Annotated in this window: 15 protein-coding genes; 10 read left to right on the top strand and 5 right to left on the bottom strand. The window is 67.8% G+C overall.

Annotated features, from left to right (window positions below; translation table 11 throughout):
• Nucleotides 1-900 precede the first annotated feature (900 nt).
• The gene (locus IM543_20235) at nucleotides 901-1,920 is read left to right on the top strand and encodes a two pore domain potassium channel family protein (GenBank protein QOY93838.1); all 1,020 of its coding nucleotides are present in this window, start codon (nucleotides 901-903) and stop codon (nucleotides 1,918-1,920) included.
• 27 nt (nucleotides 1,921-1,947) lie between these two features.
• Here the strand turns inward: IM543_20235 and IM543_20230 are convergent, their stop codons facing one another.
• The gene (locus tag IM543_20230; GenBank protein QOY96776.1) at nucleotides 1,948-2,805 is read right to left on the bottom strand and encodes a glycosyltransferase family 2 protein; all 858 of its coding nucleotides are present in this window, start codon (nucleotides 2,803-2,805) and stop codon (nucleotides 1,948-1,950) included.
• Between the two features lie 68 nt (nucleotides 2,806-2,873).
• Between IM543_20230 and IM543_20225 the strand changes: the two genes are divergently transcribed.
• Nucleotides 2,874-4,163 carry an O-antigen ligase family protein gene (locus tag IM543_20225; protein ID QOY93837.1) on the top strand — a complete coding sequence of 430 codons (1,290 nt, stop codon included), beginning with the start codon at nucleotides 2,874-2,876 and terminating at the stop codon, nucleotides 4,161-4,163.
• Nucleotides 4,114-5,889 (top strand): lipid A export permease/ATP-binding protein MsbA, encoded by a 1,776-nt coding sequence (msbA, locus tag IM543_20220; protein QOY93836.1) that lies wholly within the window; start codon nucleotides 4,114-4,116, stop codon nucleotides 5,887-5,889. The genes IM543_20225 and msbA overlap by 50 nt, the downstream gene beginning before the upstream one ends.
• Nucleotides 5,890-6,000: 111 nt before the next feature.
• Here msbA and IM543_20215 read toward each other — a convergent pair whose 3' ends face one another.
• Nucleotides 6,001-8,265, bottom strand: a complete 2,265-nt coding sequence (locus IM543_20215; GenBank protein QOY93835.1) for a sugar nucleotide-binding protein — start codon at nucleotides 8,263-8,265, stop codon at nucleotides 6,001-6,003.
• Between the two features lie 234 nt (nucleotides 8,266-8,499).
• Here IM543_20215 and IM543_20210 point away from each other — a divergent pair, with 234 nt between their 5' ends.
• The 7 genes from IM543_20210 (at nucleotide 8,500) to IM543_20180 (ending at nucleotide 16,534) form a co-directional block, all read left to right on the top strand.
• Entirely contained in the window at nucleotides 8,500-8,736 is a 237-nt protein-coding gene (locus tag IM543_20210; protein QOY93834.1) for a hypothetical protein, read from the top strand.
• 126 nt (nucleotides 8,737-8,862) lie between these two features.
• Nucleotides 8,863-10,596: an NAD(P)H-dependent oxidoreductase subunit E gene (locus tag IM543_20205; protein ID QOY93833.1), complete on the top strand. Its 1,734-nt coding sequence runs from the start codon at nucleotides 8,863-8,865 to the stop codon at nucleotides 10,594-10,596.
• Entirely contained in the window at nucleotides 10,593-13,394 is a 2,802-nt protein-coding gene (gene fdhF / locus IM543_20200; GenBank protein QOY93832.1) for a formate dehydrogenase subunit alpha, read from the top strand. Before IM543_20205 ends, fdhF begins: the two co-directional genes overlap by 4 nt.
• Complete coding sequence (locus IM543_20195) at nucleotides 13,391-14,305, top strand: formate dehydrogenase accessory sulfurtransferase FdhD (protein QOY93831.1); 915 nt, start codon at nucleotides 13,391-13,393, stop codon at nucleotides 14,303-14,305. The genes fdhF and IM543_20195 overlap by 4 nt, the downstream gene beginning before the upstream one ends.
• Nucleotides 14,305-15,012 (top strand): ABC transporter permease, encoded by a 708-nt coding sequence (locus tag IM543_20190; protein QOY93830.1) that lies wholly within the window; start codon nucleotides 14,305-14,307, stop codon nucleotides 15,010-15,012. The genes IM543_20195 and IM543_20190 overlap by 1 nt, the downstream gene beginning before the upstream one ends.
• Complete coding sequence (locus tag IM543_20185; GenBank protein QOY93829.1) at nucleotides 15,009-15,674, top strand: energy-coupling factor ABC transporter ATP-binding protein; 666 nt, start codon at nucleotides 15,009-15,011, stop codon at nucleotides 15,672-15,674. The genes IM543_20190 and IM543_20185 overlap by 4 nt, the downstream gene beginning before the upstream one ends.
• A gap of 53 nt (nucleotides 15,675-15,727) precedes the next feature.
• On the top strand, nucleotides 15,728-16,534 hold the full coding sequence (locus IM543_20180) for an extracellular solute-binding protein (protein ID QOY93828.1): 807 nt from the start codon (nucleotides 15,728-15,730) through the stop codon (nucleotides 16,532-16,534).
• A 24-nt stretch (nucleotides 16,535-16,558) separates the two neighbouring features.
• Here IM543_20180 and IM543_20175 read toward each other — a convergent pair whose 3' ends face one another.
• The 3 genes from IM543_20175 to IM543_20165 form a co-directional block, all read right to left on the bottom strand.
• Entirely contained in the window at nucleotides 16,559-18,025 is a 1,467-nt protein-coding gene (locus IM543_20175) for an AAA family ATPase (GenBank protein ID QOY93827.1), read from the bottom strand.
• Between the two features lie 12 nt (nucleotides 18,026-18,037).
• Nucleotides 18,038-18,451, bottom strand: a complete 414-nt coding sequence (locus IM543_20170; GenBank protein QOY93826.1) for a hypothetical protein — start codon at nucleotides 18,449-18,451, stop codon at nucleotides 18,038-18,040.
• Between the two features lie 80 nt (nucleotides 18,452-18,531).
• Nucleotides 18,532-19,434, bottom strand: a complete 903-nt coding sequence (locus IM543_20165) for a hypothetical protein (GenBank protein ID QOY93825.1) — start codon at nucleotides 19,432-19,434, stop codon at nucleotides 18,532-18,534.
• Nucleotides 19,435-19,454 lie beyond the last annotated feature (20 nt).

Genomic DNA, 19,454 nt, shown 5'->3' with positions numbered 1-19,454 from the left:
GCCCGCGCGTTCAACCGGCAGTTGATTGGCCGTGACGTCTGCTCATCGGGGAGTTGAACGCGCGGGCGGCGTTTGCGCCGCGTCGTTGCCACGTTCCGGGTGGAGCCGCCCACCCTACCAGGGCACATTGCTTCCCGTAGGGTGGGCGGCTGCACCCGACAATGTGCTTCGCCAGCGCCCGGGCGCCGCCCGCGCGTTCAACCAGCAGTTGATTGGCCGTGACGTCTGCTCACTGGGGAGTTGAACGCGCGGGCGGCGTTTGCGCCGCGTCGTTGCCGCGTTCCGGGGGGAGCCGCCCACCCTACGAGGGCACACTGCTTCCCGTAGGGTGGGCGGCTGCACCCGACCATGTGCTTCGCCAGCGCCCGGGCGCCGCCCGCGCGTTCAACCAGCAGTTGATTGGCCGTGACGTCTGCTCACTGGGGAGTTGAACGCGCGGGCGGCGTTTGCGCCGCGTCGTTGCCACGTTCCGGGTGGAGCCGCCCACCCTACGATGGCACACTGCTTCCCGTAGGGTGGGCGGCTCCACCCGACCATGTGCTTCGCCAGCGCCCGGGCGCCGCCCGCGCGTTCAACCAGCAGTTGATTGGCCGTGACGTCTGCTCATCGGGGAGTTGAACGCGCGGGCGGCGTTTGCGCCGCGTGGTTGCCACGTTTTGGGTGGAGCCGCCCACCCTACCAGGGCACACTGCTTCCCGTAGGGTGGGCGGCTGCACCCGACCATGTGCTTCGCCAGCGCCCGGGCGCCGCCCGCGCGTTCAACCGGCAGTTGATTGGCCGTGACGTCTGCTCATTCGGGCCCCTGGCCGGGCCCTTCACCTTGCTGGAATCAAGCGTGCAATCCCGACATCCATGGCGCGCTAGACTGTCCTTTTTGCAAGGAAAGACAGGGAATCCACCGTGGCCACCGATGCAATCCTCCTGATACTGGGCGTCTCCATCATCGCCCTCGTCCTGGCCGACATCGTGCGAACGACACTGTCGTCGAACGGCGGCGGCTTTCTCACCAATGCGGTCGCAGCCGGTGTCTGGAAGCTGTTCTTCCTGGCTTCCAGCAAGCGTGGGCGCGCCACACTGCTGACCCACGCCGGCATGATGATCCTGATCTCGATCATTCTTGCCTGGGTGCTGAGCCTGTGGCTGGGCGTATTCCTGGTGTTGCTATCGGACGCAGGCTCGATCGTGACCGACAAGGGCGCGGCCTCCAACGCCATGGAAAAGCTGTATTTCGCGGGCTTCAGCCTGTCCACCCTCGGTGTCGGCGACTACAAGGCCAATTCGGATGGGTGGCGTCTGGTGACCACCGCCGCTGCTTTCGCAGGCCTGATCTTCATGACCGTCTCGGTGACCTATTTCGTTCCCGTGCTCTCCGCCGTCACCGCGCAGCGTACGCTGGCGTTTCACATCCGCAGCCTGGGCCTCACCCCGGAAGACATCGTCAGGAACAGCTGGGACGGCAGCAGCTTCGGGGTCTTTGTCGACGCTTGCGACACGCTCGACAGCATGCTCATCGAGCACACCTTCAAGCACTACACCTATCCTGTCCTGCATTATTTTCACAGCGCCGACCCGGCCTTGGCATTTCCAAGAAACATAGTCGTCTTTGCGGAAGCCTTCTATCTCATCCGTTACGGCGCCCGGCTCGCGCCCAGCCAGGAACTCAAGCTGAAGAAGGCGGAGACCTTCCTCGACGCCTACCTGGAAGCCATGCGGCGCGATGTCGTGCATGGTGTCCGGGGCGGCGAGCCGCCGCCGCTGGACAGCGGGCGGCTGCGCAGCGCCGGACTGCCCCTCCGGACGACCGAAGAACTGGCGCAAGCGCTCAGCCGGCACGACATCGGTCCCAAGCGCGCGGTGCTGGGCGCGGTGCTGGTGTCGGACGGCTGGGACTGGAACGACGTGGCGTGCATCACGCGATGAGCCGGGCGGCTTGCGCGCCGGCCGAATTCAGCGGCGAAGGTCGTCCGGGCTGGCGGGCGCCTCGCCGGCATGTTCGCGCAGGCCACGGGTGGCCTGGGTGGTCTGGTCGGCCGCGCGCTGGAGCACCAGCTTGCGGTTGCTGGACTCTTCGTCGCGCTGGGCCTCGCGGTGCCACAGGTGCAGTACCTCGGTGGCCAGCGCCCCGTCCTTGCGCAGCACGCCGGCATGGAACAGGCGCACCACCAGGTCGGCATCCTCGTGCCCCCAGCCGACGAAGCTCTCGTCGAAGCCGTTCACCTTCTCCAGGTCGGCGCGCCACACCGCCAGGTTGCAGCTCTTGATGCGGCGCCAGCTGAACTTGCGTCGCACGCGGCCGACGTCGGGCCAGCGCAGCATCGTCTGCAGTACCTTGTTCATGTCGCCGCGCAGGCGGTAGCGCAGGCGATCGGCCAGGCTCAGGCCGGCGACGTCGATGTGCTCGCGCAGGACGCGTTCGGTCAGCGCCTGGCTCAGGAGGATGCGGCTGCCCGACACCAGGAAGCCCGGCCGTGCCAGGGCGCGGTGGCGCGCAATGAAGTCGCGCTGCGGCACGCAGTCGCCGTCCAGGAAGATGATATAGTCGCCGGTTGCCGCCTGGGTGCCGCGGTTGCGCGCCATCGCGGCGCGAAAGCCCTCGTCCGGCTGCCACACGTGCCTGAGCGGCATCGGCGCGCGCGCGCACAGGCGCTCGATGACGTCCCGCGTGTTGGCAGTCGAGCCGTCATCAGCGATAATGATTTCAAAATTCTTGTCATCTTGCATGAAACAGGCGTCCACGACCGCTTCCAGTGCATCGGGGCGGTTGTAGGTGGTGATCACGACAGAGATGGTCGGGCTCAGTTGCATGGGTTGCTGCATGGGACTCCGGAAAAACACGCGCTCAAGGTTGGCAAGAATATCCCACAAGAACATGAATGAACAATAATCAGACGAAAATCGGGGTGCCGATGCAGCGTGGAATCGGCTTCCTGGTTTTCCTGTTCCCTTTCCTCAGCCTCATCACCCCCTCCGGCATCGGCTTTTCCAGCCTGGTCTTCGTGCTCGCCCTGCTGTGCGTGCCGCGCAAGGCCTGGACCGCGCTGGCGCCGCACTGGCGCGACATCCGCTGGGTGGTGGCGGCCTTCGCCTATTACTTTGCGTTCGCGCTGCTGTGCGTGCTGGTGCGGCCGGAGGCGGGCCTGGACTACCTCGACACGCCGTCGCGCATGTTCTTCGGCCTGAGCGCCCTGATGCTGGTGGTGCTGGCGCGGCCACCGCGCGCCGTCCTGTGGTGGGGCGTGATCGCCGGGGCGCTGGGCGCACTGCCTTTCGTCGCTTACCAGCGCCTCGTGCAGGGCATCGAGCGTCCGGGCGGCTGGCTCAACGCGATCACCTTCGGCGACATCGCGCTGTGCCTGGCCCTGGTGGCGCTGGCGGCCGCCATCGACTACCGCCACAGTACCCGCAAAGCCATCTTTCCCGCGCTCGGGGCGCTGGCGGGCCTGGGCGCGACCGTCCTGAGCGGCACGCGCGGCGGCTGGATCGCGCTGGTGCTGGCCGCCATCCTGTTCCTCACCTATGCGCGCCTGCTGCAGAGCCGGCGCGTGCGCCTGCTCCTGGTCGGCAGCTTCGCGCTGTTCGCCTCGACCTTCTTCATCCCGGCCTTCGGGCTGCAGCAACGCGTCGGGCAGGGCGTGCACGACGTGCAGACCTGGCTGGACGGCGGCAGCGCGCTGTCGAACGTCGGCATCCGCCTCGAGCTGTGGACCGGCGCGCGCACCGTCATCGCCGAGCATCCCCTGTTCGGGCTCGACCCCACCAGCGTGCGCGCCGAACTGCGCAAGCTGGCCGAGCGCGGCGTCATCCAGGACGTGGTGCTGCCCTTCGAGCACCTGCACAACGACCTGCTGCAGGCGCTGGCCAGCGGCGGCGTGTTCGGCCTGCTGGCCTATGCCGGCATCCTGGCGGCGCCGTTCGCCTTCTTCGCGCGCGCGGTCGGGCAGGGCGCCGGCCCCGGCGGCAGGCGGGCTTCCCAGGGGTTCGCTCCGGCGCTGGCCGGCATGCTGGTGGTGCTCAGTTACTTCAGCTTCGGCCTGACCGAGGTCATCTTCTGGTCCCTGAAGGGCAGCATGTTCTACGTGCTCATGGTGGCCCTGCTGATGGGCTTCTGCCTGAATGCGAAAGCAGATATGGCAATCAACACGGATACACAACGTGGAAAATAAAGTCATCGTCAAACGCCTGCTCGCAGTCGTCAAACCCTACCAGACGCGCTCATGGCTGGCGCTGCTCTCGATGGCGCTCACCGCCGCCACCCAGCCGCTGATCGGCTGGGCACTGCAGCTCCTGCTCGATTACGGTTTCAAGGACAAGGTTCCGTTCAGCCTGTGGTGGATTCCCGGAGTGCTGGTCTCGATCTTCGTCCTGCGCGGCATCGGTACCTTCTCGACCGCCTACCTGAACAACTGGGTCACCAGCCGCGTGCTCAACGACCTGCGCGCGATGGTGTTCGGCCGCGTGCTGCAGCTGCCGGTGGCGCGCTTCCACGAAGAGTCGACCGGCAAGATCATCAACACCGTGGTGGCCGAGGTGCGCCAGGTGGTCGACATGCTGCAGTCGGTGTTCGTGGCCTGCGTGCGCGACACCCTGGTGGTGGTCGGCCTGCTCGGCGCGCTGCTCTACCTGAACTGGAAGCTGACCCTGGTGGCGATCGTCGTGATTCCACTCACCGCCGTGATCGTGCGCACCACCACCGGCCGCCTGCGCCGCCTGAACCGCGACAACTTGCGCGTGACGGCCGAGATGACCCAGGTGGTGGAGGAAGCCACGCGCGGCCACCAGGTGATCCGCGTGTTCTCCGGCGAACGCTACGAGCGCGCGCGCTTCCACGCCCGCAGCGAAGCGCTGCGCGGCTTCTCGCAGCGCATGACGGTGGCCTTCGCGGCCACCACCCCGGTGACCCAGATCGCCACCGCGATGGCGCTGTCGCTGGTGGTGGTGCTGGCGATCCAGGCCGACATGACGGTGGGCGAGTTCACCCAGTTCGTCACCTACATGCTGATGCTGCTCACGCCGCTCAAATCGCTGGCCGAGGTGAACGGCCCGATGCAGCGCGGGATCGCGTCGGCCGAAAACGTGTTCGGCCTGATCGACGCGCCGGCCGAAGCCGATACCGGCGCCCGCGAGCTGGGCCGCGCCAAGGGGCAGCTGCGCTTCGAGAACGTCACGTTCCGCTATCCGAATGCGGCCAACCCGGCCTTGCAGGACGTGAACCTGGACGTGCAGCCGGGCCAGACGGTGGCGCTGGTAGGCATCTCGGGCGGCGGCAAGTCGACCTTCGTGAACCTGGTGACGCGCTTCTACGATCCCGAAGGCGGCCGCCTGCTGCTCGACGGCGTGCCCTACCAGGACATCCGGCTGGCCAGCCTGCGCGCGCAGCTGGCGATGGTGAGCCAGAACGTGGTGCTGTTCGACGACACGCTGGCGGCCAACATCGCCTATGGCGCGGAACGCATCGACCCCGAGCGCCTGGCGGCGGCGGTGAAGGCGGCGCACTTGACGGATGTGGTAGCCAAGCTGGAACACGGCGTCGACACCCGCATCGGCGAGAACGGCATGCGCCTGTCGGGCGGCCAGCGCCAGCGCGTGGCGATCGCACGCGCGATCTACAAGGATGCGCCGATCCTGATCCTCGACGAAGCGACCTCGGCGCTCGACAACGAGTCCGAACGCGCGGTGCAGGCGGCGCTGGAGACCCTGATGGCGGGCCGCACCACCTTCGTGATCGCGCACCGCCTGTCGACCATCGAGCGGGCCGACCGCATCGTGGTGATGGAACACGGCCGCATCGTCGAGCAGGGCACGCACGCCGAGCTGCTCGATGCGAACGGGATGTATGCGAACCTGTACCGCCTGCAGTTCGTGGCGACGGAAGACCAAGCGTCAACTTAGGGTGGACGGCTGTGCCGTCCGCGCGTTCAACTCCACGGCGATCTGAAGCGCTACGGCCATTTGATGGCTGCTTGAACGCGCGGTCGGCAAGCCGACCACCCTACGAAAAACTCAGCTGGCGTAATGCGCCGCTTCCCCCGGCATTTCCGCATCGCGGCCATGCGCGCGGTCCTGCATCGCTTCCACATAACGCCGCAGCGCATCGTCCAGCGACGGCAGCATCAGCGCGCGCTCGCTCGACAGCGCGCTGAACTCCGGCCGCCGCGCCACATGGCCGCAGCTTTCGCTCGCCACCACTTCCAGGCCGCTGGAGTCGACCCCCGCGACATCGCAGGCGCGCCTGGCCAATTCGGCCCAGGTGAGCGCTTCGCCATTGGTCAGGTGCCACACGCCGCGTTCGCGGTCGATCAGCAGGTCGAGCGACACGTTGACCAGGTCCGGCACATAGGTGGGCGAGACCACGGTGTCGCCCGCTGCCTGGAAAGGCTGGCCGGCTTCCAGCGCATTGAGCGCCAGCGTGACGAAGTTGTGCCGGTCCCAGGGGCCGAAGAAGGCGCTGGTGCGGATCACCAGGGCCTGCGGGTCGGCGTCCAGCACGCGCTGTTCGGCTTGCGCCTTGCTGCGGCCGTACACGCCAAGCGGATTGACGCTGTCGGACTCGACGTAGGGCGCGGCCTTGGTGCCGTCGAACACGAGGTCGCTCGAGAAGCTCATGAAGCGCAGCTGGTGGCGGATGCAGGCCAGCGCCAGCACGGTCGGCCCCAGCGTGTTCTCGCGCATGCAGCGCTCGGCATCGGCCTCGGCATCGTCCACGCGCACGTAGCCGCCGGCATTGATGATCGCCCACGGCTTGTAGCGCACGATGGCCGCTTCCACCGACGCCGGGTCGGTGATGTCCATTTCCTGGCGGCTCAGGACCTGGAAGGCCAGGTTGCGCTGCTTGCAGATGCGGGCATAGGCCGAGCCGAGGGTGCCGGTCGCGCCGGCGATCAGGATCGGCTGCACCACGCCCGACTTGAACTGGCTGCGGATCGCGATGTCGGCCACCGCGGTGCGGGTCGCGACCGGCTTGCAGAAGAAGCGGCCAGGGCGGCGCCACCAGCCTTCGCCCTGCAGCACCGGATTGCTCAGCGGGCGTCCGGTGGACAGTTCGCGCATCAGGGCCGCCAGCGCGGTCGGGCGCGGTTCGCCGCCGCGCACGTCGAACGGCCCCGGCTCGTAATAGCCGCGGCATTCGGTGACCAGGCAGTTCCAGTCGTAGGAGCCGAGCAGGGCCCAGACCGTCACGGCGCGCACGTCGGCGCCCTGCTGGCGGGCGCTGCGCGCCGCGTTCCAGATCTCGAGCAGCCAGCGCATCTGGTCTTCGCGGTTGGCGTCGATGTGCGCCTCGGTGACGGCGATCGGCAGGCCATAGCGCTCCCAGGTTTCCATGAGCAGCGGGGCGATGCCCGGCGTCGGGGTGGCCAGCGCGCGTGGCGTCTCGATGTCGGCGTGCGCGATGCCGCGGAACACATGGCGGCGGTTTTCCGGATAGCGCTCCGGACGGTGGTCGAGCCAGCGTTCGCTGGTGGCGTAGTAGTTGACGCCGATGATGTCGGGCGGGCAGGGGTTGTCGCGGAACCAGAGCAGTTCTTCCTCGGTCGCGTTCGATTCGAGCAGGTAATGCCAGAGTGCGTGCTGGTGGTCCACCATACCGCACAGCAGGTCCCAGCCCAACCAGCGGCGCTCATTGAAGAAGGTGGTGATGTCCTCCATTTCGGGCGTACCGTAGGTCTTCGACAGGTCGTCGGTCGCCACCAGCCTGGCGTCAGGATTGACGGCGCGGATCGCCCGCATCGCCAGCACGGTAGCGCGGCATTCGTTGATCAGGGCGCGCACGAAGGTGGATTCGTCGCTGCCGTGCGGGTACCAGACGCCTGCCAGGCCGGAAAAACGCGCCGTGGTCAAAGGTTCGTTGACGGGGGTGTAGTATTCGACCCAGGGGTAGCGCCGGGCGACCGCGCCGGCGTACTCGGCAAGCTTCTCGGGGAAGGCGGGATCGACCAGGCTGGTGTCGCGTGGTCCGCTGCCATGGTGCAGCAGGCCGACGATGGGCGTGACGCCCAGCTCCTGCAGCGCCGGAAGGCGCTCGTCGGACCATGACCAGTCGGCGGACTCGATGCCATCGGGGGCGGTGCGCTCCCACAGCACCGGGTAGCGGACGGCCTTGATGCCCAGCGAGGCGAAACGATCGATGTCTTGCAGGCGTTCCGCATGGCCGTTGCGCTCCATCTGGCTGAAATAATTGTCGCGCACACGGTTGACCGTGCATTCGAGTCCTCCCCACAGTGCGAGCTCGGGGGCGTGGTCCGGCTGCTTTACCATCTCGGTGTTCATGTTCTGACCCGCTGTTTTATGAAGACAGGGTAGAGCCTAATTGGCGGGCGGGATGAGTTGTGTGAACTGGCCCACATAAAAAGGATATTTAGGACCAGTCCTACGTTTTCCGTGAAACTTCCGTGATTCAGGAGCTAACTTCTGCTAAACGGAATTTATTTCTGGCATTAGGCCGGGCGGCCGATGCGCCGCACGCTGCCCGCAGGACTGACAATTTGCCTACAGGAGGTGAGGATGTATATGGTGTACTGGACCATCGTCGAAGGCGACAAGTGCACGCCCCACGAGGCGCTGTTCGAGACCGCGCACATGCTGAAGGCGATGCAGCATATGGAAGCACTGCGCAAGCGCCAGCGCGAGGGAGAAGGCGTGCGCTTCATCACGATGGCGTCCGAGCATCCGGACCTGGTCGGGCATCCCGGTGTCGACGTCACCGGGCCCGAGTACGACTGGAAGAAGCGCCGGCGCTGAAGCGGCACGGGCCGGCGGTCGGCATGGCCGTTACGGAACGGCTAATTTGCAGGGGGAGCGGCTCCGCCGGCCGCGCGTTCGACTATCATCTGAAGAATCGCACAACGATGCAAACCGGGACTCATCATGAATCATCCCATCATCCCGATCATTCCCTCCGCGCGCCTCGACGACACGGGCGGCGCGAGCCGCCAGCGCAAGCGCGAAGCGCCCAGGGGCCGCCGCGTCGACCCGCAGGCGCTCGCCGACGTCCGGGCGCTGCTGGGCCAGGAATCGCGTCAGCGTGACTTGCTGATCGAGCACCTGCACAAGATCCAGGACCGCCACGGCTGTCTCGGCAGCCAGCACCTGGCCGCGCTGGCGCAGGAGATGCGCCTGGCCCAGGCCGAGGTCTACGAGGTCGCCAGCTTCTACCACCATTTCGACCTGGTGAAGGAGGGCGAGGCCGCGCCTGCCGCGCTCACCGTGCGCGTCTGCGCGGGCCTGTCCTGCGAGATGGCGGGCGCGCAAGACCTGCTGGCGAAGCTGCCGGCCCTGCTCGGCCGCGCGGTGCGGGTGCGCGCGGCACCCTGCGTCGGCCGCTGCGAGGGAGCGCCGGTGGCGGTGGTGGGGCAGCGCGCGCTGCCGCGCGCGCGCGCCGAGGAGGTGCTGGCCATGGCCAGCGCCGGCGCAACGCGCGAACCCGTCGGGGATTATCTGGATTACGCGGCCTACCGCGCATCGAACGGCTACGCCCTGCTGCAGGCCTGCGCCGCCGGGCAGCACGACGTGGAACGCGTGATCGGCACGCTGGAAGCCTCCGGCCTGCGCGGTTTGGGCGGCGCCGGTTTCCCGCTGGGCCGCAAATGGCGCATCGTGCGCGCCGAGCCCGGCCCGCGCCTGATGGCCATCAACATCGACGAAGGCGAGCCGGGCACCTTCAAGGACCGGGTCTACCTCGAACGCGACCCGCACCGCTTCCTGGAGGGCGCGCTGATCGCGGCCTGGGCGGTCGGCGTCGAGGCCATCTATATCTACCTGCGCGACGAATACCACGGCTGCCGCGCCATGCTCGAAGCGGAGCTGGACCAGCTGCGCCGCGATCCGCCGGTGCCGGGCATGCCGGCCATCCACCTGCGGCGCGGCGCCGGCGCCTATATCTGTGGCGAAGAATCGGCCATGATCGAATCGATCGAAGGCAAGCGCGGCATGCCGCGCCTGCGCCCGCCCTATGTGGCGCAAGTGGGCCTGTTCGGGCGCCCGACACTGCAACACAACTTCGAATCGCTGCACTGGGTGCGCGACATCCTCGAGCGTGGCGCCGACTGGTTCGCCGGCCATGGCCGCCGCGGCCGCCGCGGCCTGCGTTCGTTCTCGGTCTCGGGCCGGGTGCGCGCACCGGGCGTCAAGCTGGCCCCGGCCGGCATCACGATCAGGGAACTCATCATCGAGTACTGCGGCGGCATGCAGGAGGGCCACGACTTCTACGCCTACCTGCCGGGCGGCGCCTCGGGCGGGATCCTGCCGGCCAGGCTTGGCGACATTCCGCTCGACTTCGACACCCTGCAGCCCTACGGCTGCTTCATCGGCTCGGCCGCCGTGGTGGTGCTGTCGAACCGGGACAGCGCGGTGGCGGCCGCACGCAATACCCTGGCCTTCTTCAAGGACGAGTCCTGCGGCCAGTGCACGCCCTGCCGCAACGGCACCGACAAGGCGCTCGCGCTGGTCGAGCAGCCGCGCTGGGACACCGCGCTGCTGGGCGAACTGTCGCAGGTGATGCGCGACGCCTCGATCTGCGGCCTGGGCCAGGCGGCGCCGAATCCGGTCGACTGCGTCATCACCTACTTTCCGCACGAACTGAACGGGACGGTGCAAGCATGAACGCTCCGATCCCCTGCATTTCGTTCGAACTCAACGGCCGCAGTGTCGACGCGCTGCCGCACGAGACCCTGATCGAGGTCGCCGAGCGCGAAGGCATCGACGTGCCGCGCCTGTGCTACCAGGAAGGCATGGAGGCCGCCGGCAACTGCCGCGCCTGCATGGTGGAGATCGATGGCGAGCGCGTGCTGGCGCCGTCCTGCTGCCGCCATCCTTCGGCCGGCATGCGGGTCAGGACCGACAGCCCGCGCGCCGTCGCCGCCCAGAAGATGGTGCTGGAACTGTTGCAGGCCGATATGCCCGAGGCCGAATACACCCGCAAGAACGAAGTCGACCTGTGGGCCGACAGGCTCGGCGTTGGCAAGCCGCGCTTCGCGCCGACGCGTCGCCAGCCGCAGGCGGACCGGACGCACGCCGCGATCAGCGTCAACCTGGACGCCTGCATCCAGTGCACGCGCTGCGTGCGCGCCTGCCGCGACGAACAGGTCAACGACGTGATCGGCCTGGCCTTCCGCGGCCAGGACAGCAAGATCGTGTTCGACCAGGACGACCCGATGGGCGCGTCCACCTGCGTGGCCTGCGGCGAGTGCGTGCAGGCCTGCCCGACCGGCGCCCTGATGCCGGCGCGCGGGGTGGCGCTGAACATCCCCGACCAGCAGGTCGATTCGGTCTGCCCGTATTGCGGGGTCGGCTGCCAGCTGACCTATAACGTCAAGGACAACAAGATCCTGTACGTCGAAGGACGCGACGGCCCGGCCAACCAGGGGCGCCTGTGCGTCAAGGGCCGCTACGGCTTCGACTATGCCCACCATCCGCACCGGCTCACCAGGCCGCTGATCCGCCGCGCGGGCATGCCCAAGAGCGGCGACTTCAGCATGGACCCGTCACGCGTGCTGGACGTGTTCCGCGAAGCGAGCTGGGAAGAAGCGCTGGCCCTGGCCGGCGGCAGGCTGGCCGCTATCCGCGACGCCCACGGCGGCGCGGCCCTGGCCGGCTTCGGCTCGGCCAAGGGCAGCAACGAGGAAGCCTACCTGTTCCAGAAGCTGGTGCGCACCGGATTCCGCACCAACAATGTCGACCACTGCACCCGCCTGTGCCACGCCTCGTCGGTGGCGGCCCTGCTGGAAGGAATCGGCTCGGGCGCGGTGTCGAACCCGTTGATGGACGTGACGCGCGCCGAGGTGATCGTGGTCATCGGCGCCAACCCGACCGTCAACCATCCTGTGGCCGCGACCTGGATCAAGAACGCGGTGAAGGAGGGGGCGAAACTGATCGTGATGGACCCGCGCCGCTCCGAGCTGGCGCGCCACGCGCACCGCTACCTGCAGTTCAAGCCGGACACCGACGTCGCGCTGCTCAACGCCATGATGCACGTGATCGTCGGCGAAGGCCTGGTCGACCGCGACTTCATCGCGGCCCGCACCATCGGCTACGAAGACCTGGCGAACAACGTCGCCGGCTACAGCCCGGAAGCGATGGCGCCGATCTGCGGCATCGATGCCGAGACCATCCGCTACGTGGCGCGCCTGTATGCCACTTCCAGGGGCTCGATGATCCTGTGGGGCATGGGCGTGTCGCAGCACGTGCACGGCACCGACAATGCGCGCTGCCTGATCGCGCTCAGCCTGATGACCGGCCAGATCGGCCGCCCCGGCACCGGCCTGCATCCGCTGCGCGGCCAGAACAACGTGCAGGGCGCATCCGATGCCGGCCTGATCCCGATGATGCTGCCGGACTACCAGCGGGTGGACAACCCGGCCGCGCGCGCCCGTTTCGAGCAGGCCTGGGGCGCCACCCTCGACCCGACGCCGGGCCTGACGGTGGTCGAGATCATGGACGCCATCGATGCCGGCCAGGTACGCGGCATGTACATCATGGGCGAGAACCCGGCCATGTCCGACCCCGACGCCAACCATGCGCGCGCCGCGCTGGCCGCATTGGAGCACCTGGTGGTGCAGGACATCTTCCTGACCGAAACCGCCTACCTGGCCGACGTGATCCTGCCCGCGTCCGCCTTCCCGGAAAAGACCGGCAGCTTCACCAATACCGACCGCCTGGTGCAGCTGGGCCGCCAGGCGATCGACCCGCCGGGCGAGGCCAGGCAGGACCTGTGGATCATCCAGCAGATGGCGAACCGGCTCGGCCTGCCGTGGCGCTACGGCCATGTGTCGGACGTGTTCGACGAGATGCGCCACATCATGCCGAGCATCGGCGGCATCACCTGGGAACGCCTGGAGCGCGAGGGCGCGGTGGTCTATCCCTGCATGCACGAGGGCGACGCCGGCCAGCCGGTGGTGTTCGAAGACTGCTTCCCGCGCGAGGGCGGCCGGGCGCGTTTCGTCCCGGCCGACATCATCCCGGCCGACGAGCGTCCCGACGCCGCGTACCCGATGATCCTGATCACGGGCCGCCAGCTCGAGCACTGGCATACCGGCAGCATGACGCGGCGCGCCACGGTGCTCGACGCGATCGAGCCCGATCCGGTGGCGCTGGTGCATCCGCTCGACCTGGAACGCTTGGGCATCCAGCCGGGCCAGCCGGTCACGATTGCCTCGCGCCGCGGCGAGGTGGTGTTGTACGCGCGGGCCGACGACAGCTCGCCGGTAGGGGCGGTCTTCGTACCCTTCTGTTATTACGAAGCGGCGATCAACCGCCTGACCAATGCGGCGCTCGACCCATTTGGGAAAATTCCTGAATTCAAATACTGCGCCATCCGGCTCACCGCCGGCGGCGAAGTGGCCGCACAGGGAAGCTATGGTGGCGGCCAAATCCTCGCAGGCATGGCACAATTGGCAACATGAATTGCTCCGATCCCCTTCGCCCCCTGGCAAGCGCCGCACGCTACCGCCCGGTCCTGTCCGAGGCGCAAGCCGGCCTGACGCACGAGGTCACGGCGCTCGACGAGCGCGGCCGCCGCTCGACGATCCAGATTCCGGCCGAGCGCCCGCTCACGGTCTACGTCGACAAGCGCGAGATCGTCACCCTGATGACCCTGGGCGGCGCGCCCGAGGCGCTGACGCTGGGCTACCTGCGCAACCAGCGCCTGGTGCGGGCGTTGGAGGACATCGTCTCGGTTCAGGTCGACTGGTCGGTCGATGCGGTGGCGGTGGTCACGCGCCATGGCATCCTCGATGTCGAGGAGCGCACCGCGAAGAAGGTCGTTACCACCGGTTGCGGGCAGGGCTCGGTGTTCGGCGGGCTGATGGACGAGGTCGACCAGATCGCGCTGCCGCCCGGCGCGCGCCTGCCGCAGTCGGTCGTCTACCGCATCGTCGAGACCATCCGCACCCAGCAGTCGATCTACAAGCAGGCTGGCTCGGTACACGGCTGCGCGCTGTTTTCAAGCACGGGCGAGCTGCTGTATTTCGTCGAGGATGTCGGCCGCCACAACGCGGTGGACGCCATCGCCGGCCTGATGTGGCTCGACGGCGTGGAGGGCGGCGACAAGGTCTTCTACACCACCGGCCGCCTGACTTCCGAAATGGTCATCAAGGGCGCCCAGATGGGCATTCCCTTCCTGCTGTCGCGTTCCGGCACCACCCAGATGGGGCACATGGTGGCCGGGAAGGTCGGCATGTCGCTGCTGGCGCGCTGCTCGGGCAAGCACTTCCTGCTGCTGGCCGGGCACGAGCGGCTGGTGTTCGACCCAAGCCTGCTGGAGCCGCTGAATGCACCGTTTCACACGCCCCCCAGTGTCTCCAAGCCGGCCTGATGCCCTTGCTGGACGCCACCACGCACGCCTTCGCCCTGCTGTTCTCGGGCGACGCAGCCCTGTGGCGCATCGTCTGGGTCTCGCTCAAGACCAGCATCCTGGGGCTGCTGCTGGCGGCGCCGCCGGCGGTCCTGCTCGGCTACGCGATCGCCATGCACCGCTTCCGCGGCCGGCGCGTCGTGGTCTGGCTGGCCCAGGCCGCGCTGTCGCTGCCGACGGTGCTGATCGGCCTGCTGCTCTACCTGCTGCTGTCGCGGCGCGGGGCGCTGGGCGGGCTCGAATGGCTGTTCACCCAGCAGGGCGTGATCCTGGGACAGATGGCGATCGGCTTGCCGGTGCTGCTCGCCTTCACGCTGGCGGCGGTACAGGCGGCCGACCCGCGCTATGCCGAAACCGCGATCGTGCACGGCGCCTCGCGCTGGCGCGTGATGCTGACCGTGCTGCACGAGGCGCGCTACGGCGTGATGGCGGCCGTGATCAGCGGCTTCGGCCGGGTGATCTCGGAAGTCGGCTGCGCGCTGATGGTGGGCGGGAACATCGAAGGGCAGACCCGCACCATCACCACCGCCATCGCGCTGGAGACCAGCAAGGGCGAGTTCGCGCAGGGCATCGCGCTGGGCATCGTGCTGGTGTCGCTGGCGCTCCTGATGAATGGCGCACTGGTGCTGCTGCAGGGCGAGGCCCACACCGCCGGAGGACGCTGGTGAGTGCCGACCACACTGCGCTGCTGACCCTGCACGGACTGCGCAAGCGCCACGGCGAGCGCATCCTGTTCGAGATCGACACCCTGGCGATCGCGGCGGCCACGGCCTATGTGCTGACCGGCGCGAACGGCGCCGGCAAGTCGACCCTGCTGCGCATGCTCGCCGGCCTGGAGCGCTGCGAGGCCTGCACGGTCGACTTCGACGGGCGCAGCATGCCGCTCCATCCGTATCCCGGGGAACTGCGCCGCGCCATCGTCTTCGTGCACCAGCACCCGATCATGTTCTCGACCAGCGTCTTTCATAACATCGCCTATGGCCTGCTGGCGCGCGGCGAGCGCCGGCGCAGCGTGGCTCCCCGGGTCGAGGAAGCGATGCAATGGGCCGGCGTGGCGCACCTGCGCGACAGCGATCCCGCGCGCCTGTCCGGCGGCGAGAAGCAGCGCGTGGCGCTGGCGCGGGCCCGCGTGCTGCAGCCGCGCCTGCTGCTGCTGGACGAACCCACCGCCAACCTCGACGGCCCGGCGCGCGAGCAGGTGATGGCCTTGATACCGACCCTTCTCGACCGCGGCGGCAGCGTGGTGATGGCCTGCCACGACCGCGACCTGATCGGGCTGCCCGGCATCCATCGCCTGAAGCTGCGCGACGGGCGCCTGGAATACCGCTGATAGCACTGTTACCGCTGATACCACGGCTACCGCCGACAACCAAGGAGAGTTCCATGCAACGCCGCATCTTCACCACGCTGCTGATCTGCGCCACCCTGGCCGCGCCGCAGGCAGGAGCCCAGGATGTGATCCGCCTCTCGACCACCACCAGCACCGAGAATTCCGGCCTGCTCAAGGCGCTGCTACCGGACTTCGAGGCCAGGACCGGCACCAAGGTGCACGTGATCTCGGTCGGCACCGGCAAGGCCCTGGAGCTGGGCAAGAACGGCGACGTCGACGTGACCCTGGTGCATGCGCGCCAGCTGGAAGACAAGTTCGTGGCGGAGGGGTGGGGCGTCGATCGCCGCGACGTGATGTACAACGACTTCATCGTGGTCGGCCCGGACAGCGACCCGGCCGGCATCAAGGGCGGCAAGGATGTCATCGCGGCCTTCAGGAAGATCGCCGCCAGCGGCAACAAGTTCATCTCGCGCGGCGACAATTCCGGCACCGACGTGATGGAAAAGGCTTACTGGCAGCAGGCGGGCACCAGGCCGGCCGGCGCCAGTTATGTGTCGGCCGGCCTGGGCATGGGCGAGGTGCTGAACATGGCCTCCGAAATGCGCGCCTACACCCTGACCGATCGCGCCACCTACGGCGCCTACCGGGCCAAGACCGGCCTGGCGGTGCTGGTGCAGGGCGACAGGCGCATGTTCAACCCCTACGGGATCATCGCGGTCAATCCGGCCCGGCACAAAGGCGTGAACTACGAAGGGGCCAAGCAGCTGATCGACTGGATCACCTCGCCGGAAGGACAGGCGAAGATCGCCGCCTTCAAGCCGGAAGGCGAGCAGTTGTTCTTCCCGTCGGCGGCGCGCTAACCTGCGCCCCGCGCGGGCCGGGCGCTAGCGCTCGCCGGGCTCGCGCATCCTTGCGCTGCCGTGCAGCACGCCGTCGAAGGGCGCCGGTTCGGTGCCGATGACGATGCCGTCGTCGGTGATCTCGAAGCTGCGGAAATCGCGGCTGTGGCGCGAGCCGCGCACCTTCACCACCGAAATCACGGTGTGCAGCCGGCACTGCGCCTCGACGTAGCGGTGCAGGACGATGGCGTCGACCAGCACGCCGCCACCATGGGCGCCCAGGCGCAGTTCCTGGTAGCTGTCCGGGACTTCGCTGGTCATCATGATGGTCACGCCGTTCGCGCGCAGGACCGTGGACAGGCGATACAACGATTCGCGGAAATCGTTGCGGTCCTCGGGGCCGAGGGCCAGCTCGAAACCCGCCAGCGAATCGAGCACCACACGGGTGGCGCCGACCGCCTCGATGGTCCCCAGCAGTTCGTGCATGATCTCGTCGAAGGACAGGTCGAGCTCGCGCACGCCGATCATGGCGACCTGGCCGGAACGCACCAGGGCGTCGAGCTTGAGGTTGCTCATCTGGTCCGGACTGCGCTCGAACATCGCCACCACCCCGGTTTCGCCACTGGCGGCGCCGCAGGCCAGGAATTCAGTGGCCAGGACGGTCTTGCCCGAGCCGGTCGGGCCGGCCACCAGCACCGAATACCCCTTGGGAATGCCGCCGCCGAACATGTCGTCGAGCGCCGCCACGCCGCTCGAGAGCCGCTCCACGGGTGGGCGGGCGGCGTCCCTGGCGGGCGCTTCGATCCTGGGGATGATTCGCGGAAAGATCCGGATGCCACCCTCATCGATGCGCAGGGCGTGCAGTCCGGGGCGCTGCTTCTGGCCGCGCATCTTGACCACCTGGATCTTGCGCGACATCGCATTGCGCTCCATGAGCTGGTCGAGCCAGACAATGCCGTCGGCCACCGTGAAGATCGGGTTGCGGTGCGCTTCGCCCCAGGTGTATTCGCCGATCAGGAAGCTGGTCGCCTTCCAGGTGGTCATGTGCGCCACCAGGCGCTGCACGAAGGTCTGGAGCGCGGCGGCATCCTGGTCGTCGCCGCGCGCGCCTTCGACGAAGGAGCGGAAGGAGTCGATGAACACCAGGCCCGGCTGGTGCAGGCGCACTTCTTCCAGGATCTGGGCCAGCACGCCGTCGTAGTTGCCGGTCTCGACCTGCTGCGCGAGGCTGATGAAGTTGACCGTATCGCCGACCTTGTCGACATCGAAGAAGCTGAACTGCTGCTGGTAGCGCAGCATCTTGATGGGCGGCTCGCCCATCGCGGTAAAGAACAGGGCCTTGCGCTCGGGACCGGCCAGTTCGAACATGAGCTGCTGGGCGAAGGTCGTCTTGCCGCTGCCGGGCGTGCCCCCGATGATGTTGAACGATAGCGCGGGCAGACCACCGCCGAGGATCGTGTCCAATCCAGGGATGCCGGTCGCCAGCGGGCGCAGGTCGGGTAGGTCGGTCATGCAGCGGTTCTCCTAAATATTCTTGTGTGTATCGTTCGGCGCGAAGGCCGCGTGCAGGAAGCGGCTTGCCAGGCGCTCGCCGATCAGCTCGGCAAGCTCGGCGACATAGGTCCTGAGCAGCACGCGGTTGACTGCCACGACCTCTTCCGGTGGCTGTTCGTGCAGGCGGCGCATGAAGGCGCCAAAGGTAGCGTGGGCGTCATGCGAATCGTCGAGCCCGGCGAGGTCCTGCAGCCATGGAACATTCCGGGCATGGCCGAGCAGGCTGCGGTCGAACAGCAGGTGGGTGCTCAGCGGGCCGACCAGGGGACGAAATTTCGCGAACATGCATTGCCAGACCTGGTCGGCGGCGTCGGCGTTGCCCGGTCTGCCATTGGGACTCAGGCGGTCCGTGATCAGGGCAAGCAGCTCGGTCGATATAGGCATGGTGTTCGGGCAGCAGCTGCTGTGGCCGCCGGTGCTCCGGCGTCGCGTTCAGGTCCGGACGGAAAGATGAGTTCAGCGCATCATTCTATCGCATCGCGGGGCGGCGCAGGACCCTGTCGCGGCGGTGCCGCCGGAACCCGCATCGTCACCGTGGTGCCGCGCGAACGCTCGCTGGCGATGGCCAGTTCGCCCCCTTGGGCGGACAGGCGCTCTTCCAGGCCGAGCAGGCCGTAGCAACTGGGCCTGCGTGCTGCCGTGGTATCGAAACCGATGCCGTTGTCGCGCACGCTCATTGCCAACATATCGCGCTCCAGGTGCAGGCGCAAGGCGACGCGGCTTGCCAGCGAATGGCGAAACACATTGTTCAGGCACTCCTGCACGCCCCGGCAGAGCGTCAGCAGGATTTCCTCGTCCAGCTCGAGCTTGCCGATGGCGCTGTCCAGCTCGAGCTGGCATGCGATGCCGCTGTTGCGCGTGAACTTGCGGGTTTCCATCTCGAGCGTGGCTGCCAGGCCGAGCTCGAGCCCGGCCGGGCGCAGCTCGCCGAGCAGGTGTTTTACCGTGCGCAAGGTAATGTCGACGTTATCGAGCGCGGCCCCGACCCATTCGTGCAGGCGCGGGAAGCGCTGGCCGGTATGCTGGTGCAGCATGACGATATCCATGCGCAGCGCCAGCAGGTTCTGGCCGACCGCGTCGTGGATTTCCTCGGACATGCGCTTGCGTTCGGCTTCGCGGTGCGCCAGCTGGTGCGCCAGCAGGTCGTGCAGCTTCCGTTCGGATTCCCGCAAGGCCGCCTCGGCACGCTCGCAGGCGAAAATCTTCTCGACCAGCGCCTGGTTGACCAGCATCTGGTCCTGGGTCAGCCGTTCGGCGACAGCCGCCAGTTCGGCGTGGTGCGCGGGGACGCCGCCGTCCCGGCCTTCATCACGCATCTGGCGCCGGCCCTGCGCCTTTCCATCGGGCCTGAAGGAGTGTGTCATCATGTCGGGGCACCCGGGGAGCA

Source organism: Massilia sp. UMI-21, from assembly GCA_015277795.1.
Classification (GTDB): Bacteria; Pseudomonadota; Gammaproteobacteria; order Burkholderiales; family Burkholderiaceae_D; genus Telluria.
Note: the sequence above shows the minus strand (reverse complement) of the source record. Positions and strands in the feature narration are given on the sequence as shown.

What these genes read in the sequence shown, in the direction of transcription:
- IM543_20230 (QOY96776.1), bottom strand. Translation starts at nt 2,805, where the DNA reads ATGCAACTGAGCCCGACCATCTCTGTCGTGATCACCACCTACAACCGC.
- IM543_20225 (QOY93837.1), top strand. Translation starts at nt 2,874, where the DNA reads ATGAACAATAATCAGACGAAAATCGGGGTGCCGATGCAGCGTGGAATC.
- msbA (QOY93836.1), top strand. Translation starts at nt 4,114, where the DNA reads ATGCGAAAGCAGATATGGCAATCAACACGGATACACAACGTGGAAAAT.
- IM543_20215 (QOY93835.1), bottom strand. Translation starts at nt 8,265, where the DNA reads ATGAACACCGAGATGGTAAAGCAGCCGGACCACGCCCCCGAGCTCGCA.
- IM543_20210 (QOY93834.1), top strand. Translation starts at nt 8,500, where the DNA reads ATGTATATGGTGTACTGGACCATCGTCGAAGGCGACAAGTGCACGCCC.
- IM543_20205 (QOY93833.1), top strand. Translation starts at nt 8,863, where the DNA reads ATGAATCATCCCATCATCCCGATCATTCCCTCCGCGCGCCTCGACGAC.
- fdhF (QOY93832.1), top strand. Translation starts at nt 10,593, where the DNA reads ATGAACGCTCCGATCCCCTGCATTTCGTTCGAACTCAACGGCCGCAGT.
- IM543_20195 (QOY93831.1), top strand. Translation starts at nt 13,391, where the DNA reads ATGAATTGCTCCGATCCCCTTCGCCCCCTGGCAAGCGCCGCACGCTAC.
- IM543_20190 (QOY93830.1), top strand. Translation starts at nt 14,305, where the DNA reads ATGCCCTTGCTGGACGCCACCACGCACGCCTTCGCCCTGCTGTTCTCG.
- IM543_20180 (QOY93828.1), top strand. Translation starts at nt 15,728, where the DNA reads ATGCAACGCCGCATCTTCACCACGCTGCTGATCTGCGCCACCCTGGCC.
- IM543_20175 (QOY93827.1), bottom strand. Translation starts at nt 18,025, where the DNA reads ATGACCGACCTACCCGACCTGCGCCCGCTGGCGACCGGCATCCCTGGA.
- IM543_20170 (QOY93826.1), bottom strand. Translation starts at nt 18,451, where the DNA reads ATGCCTATATCGACCGAGCTGCTTGCCCTGATCACGGACCGCCTGAGT.
- IM543_20165 (QOY93825.1), bottom strand. Translation starts at nt 19,434, where the DNA reads ATGATGACACACTCCTTCAGGCCCGATGGAAAGGCGCAGGGCCGGCGC.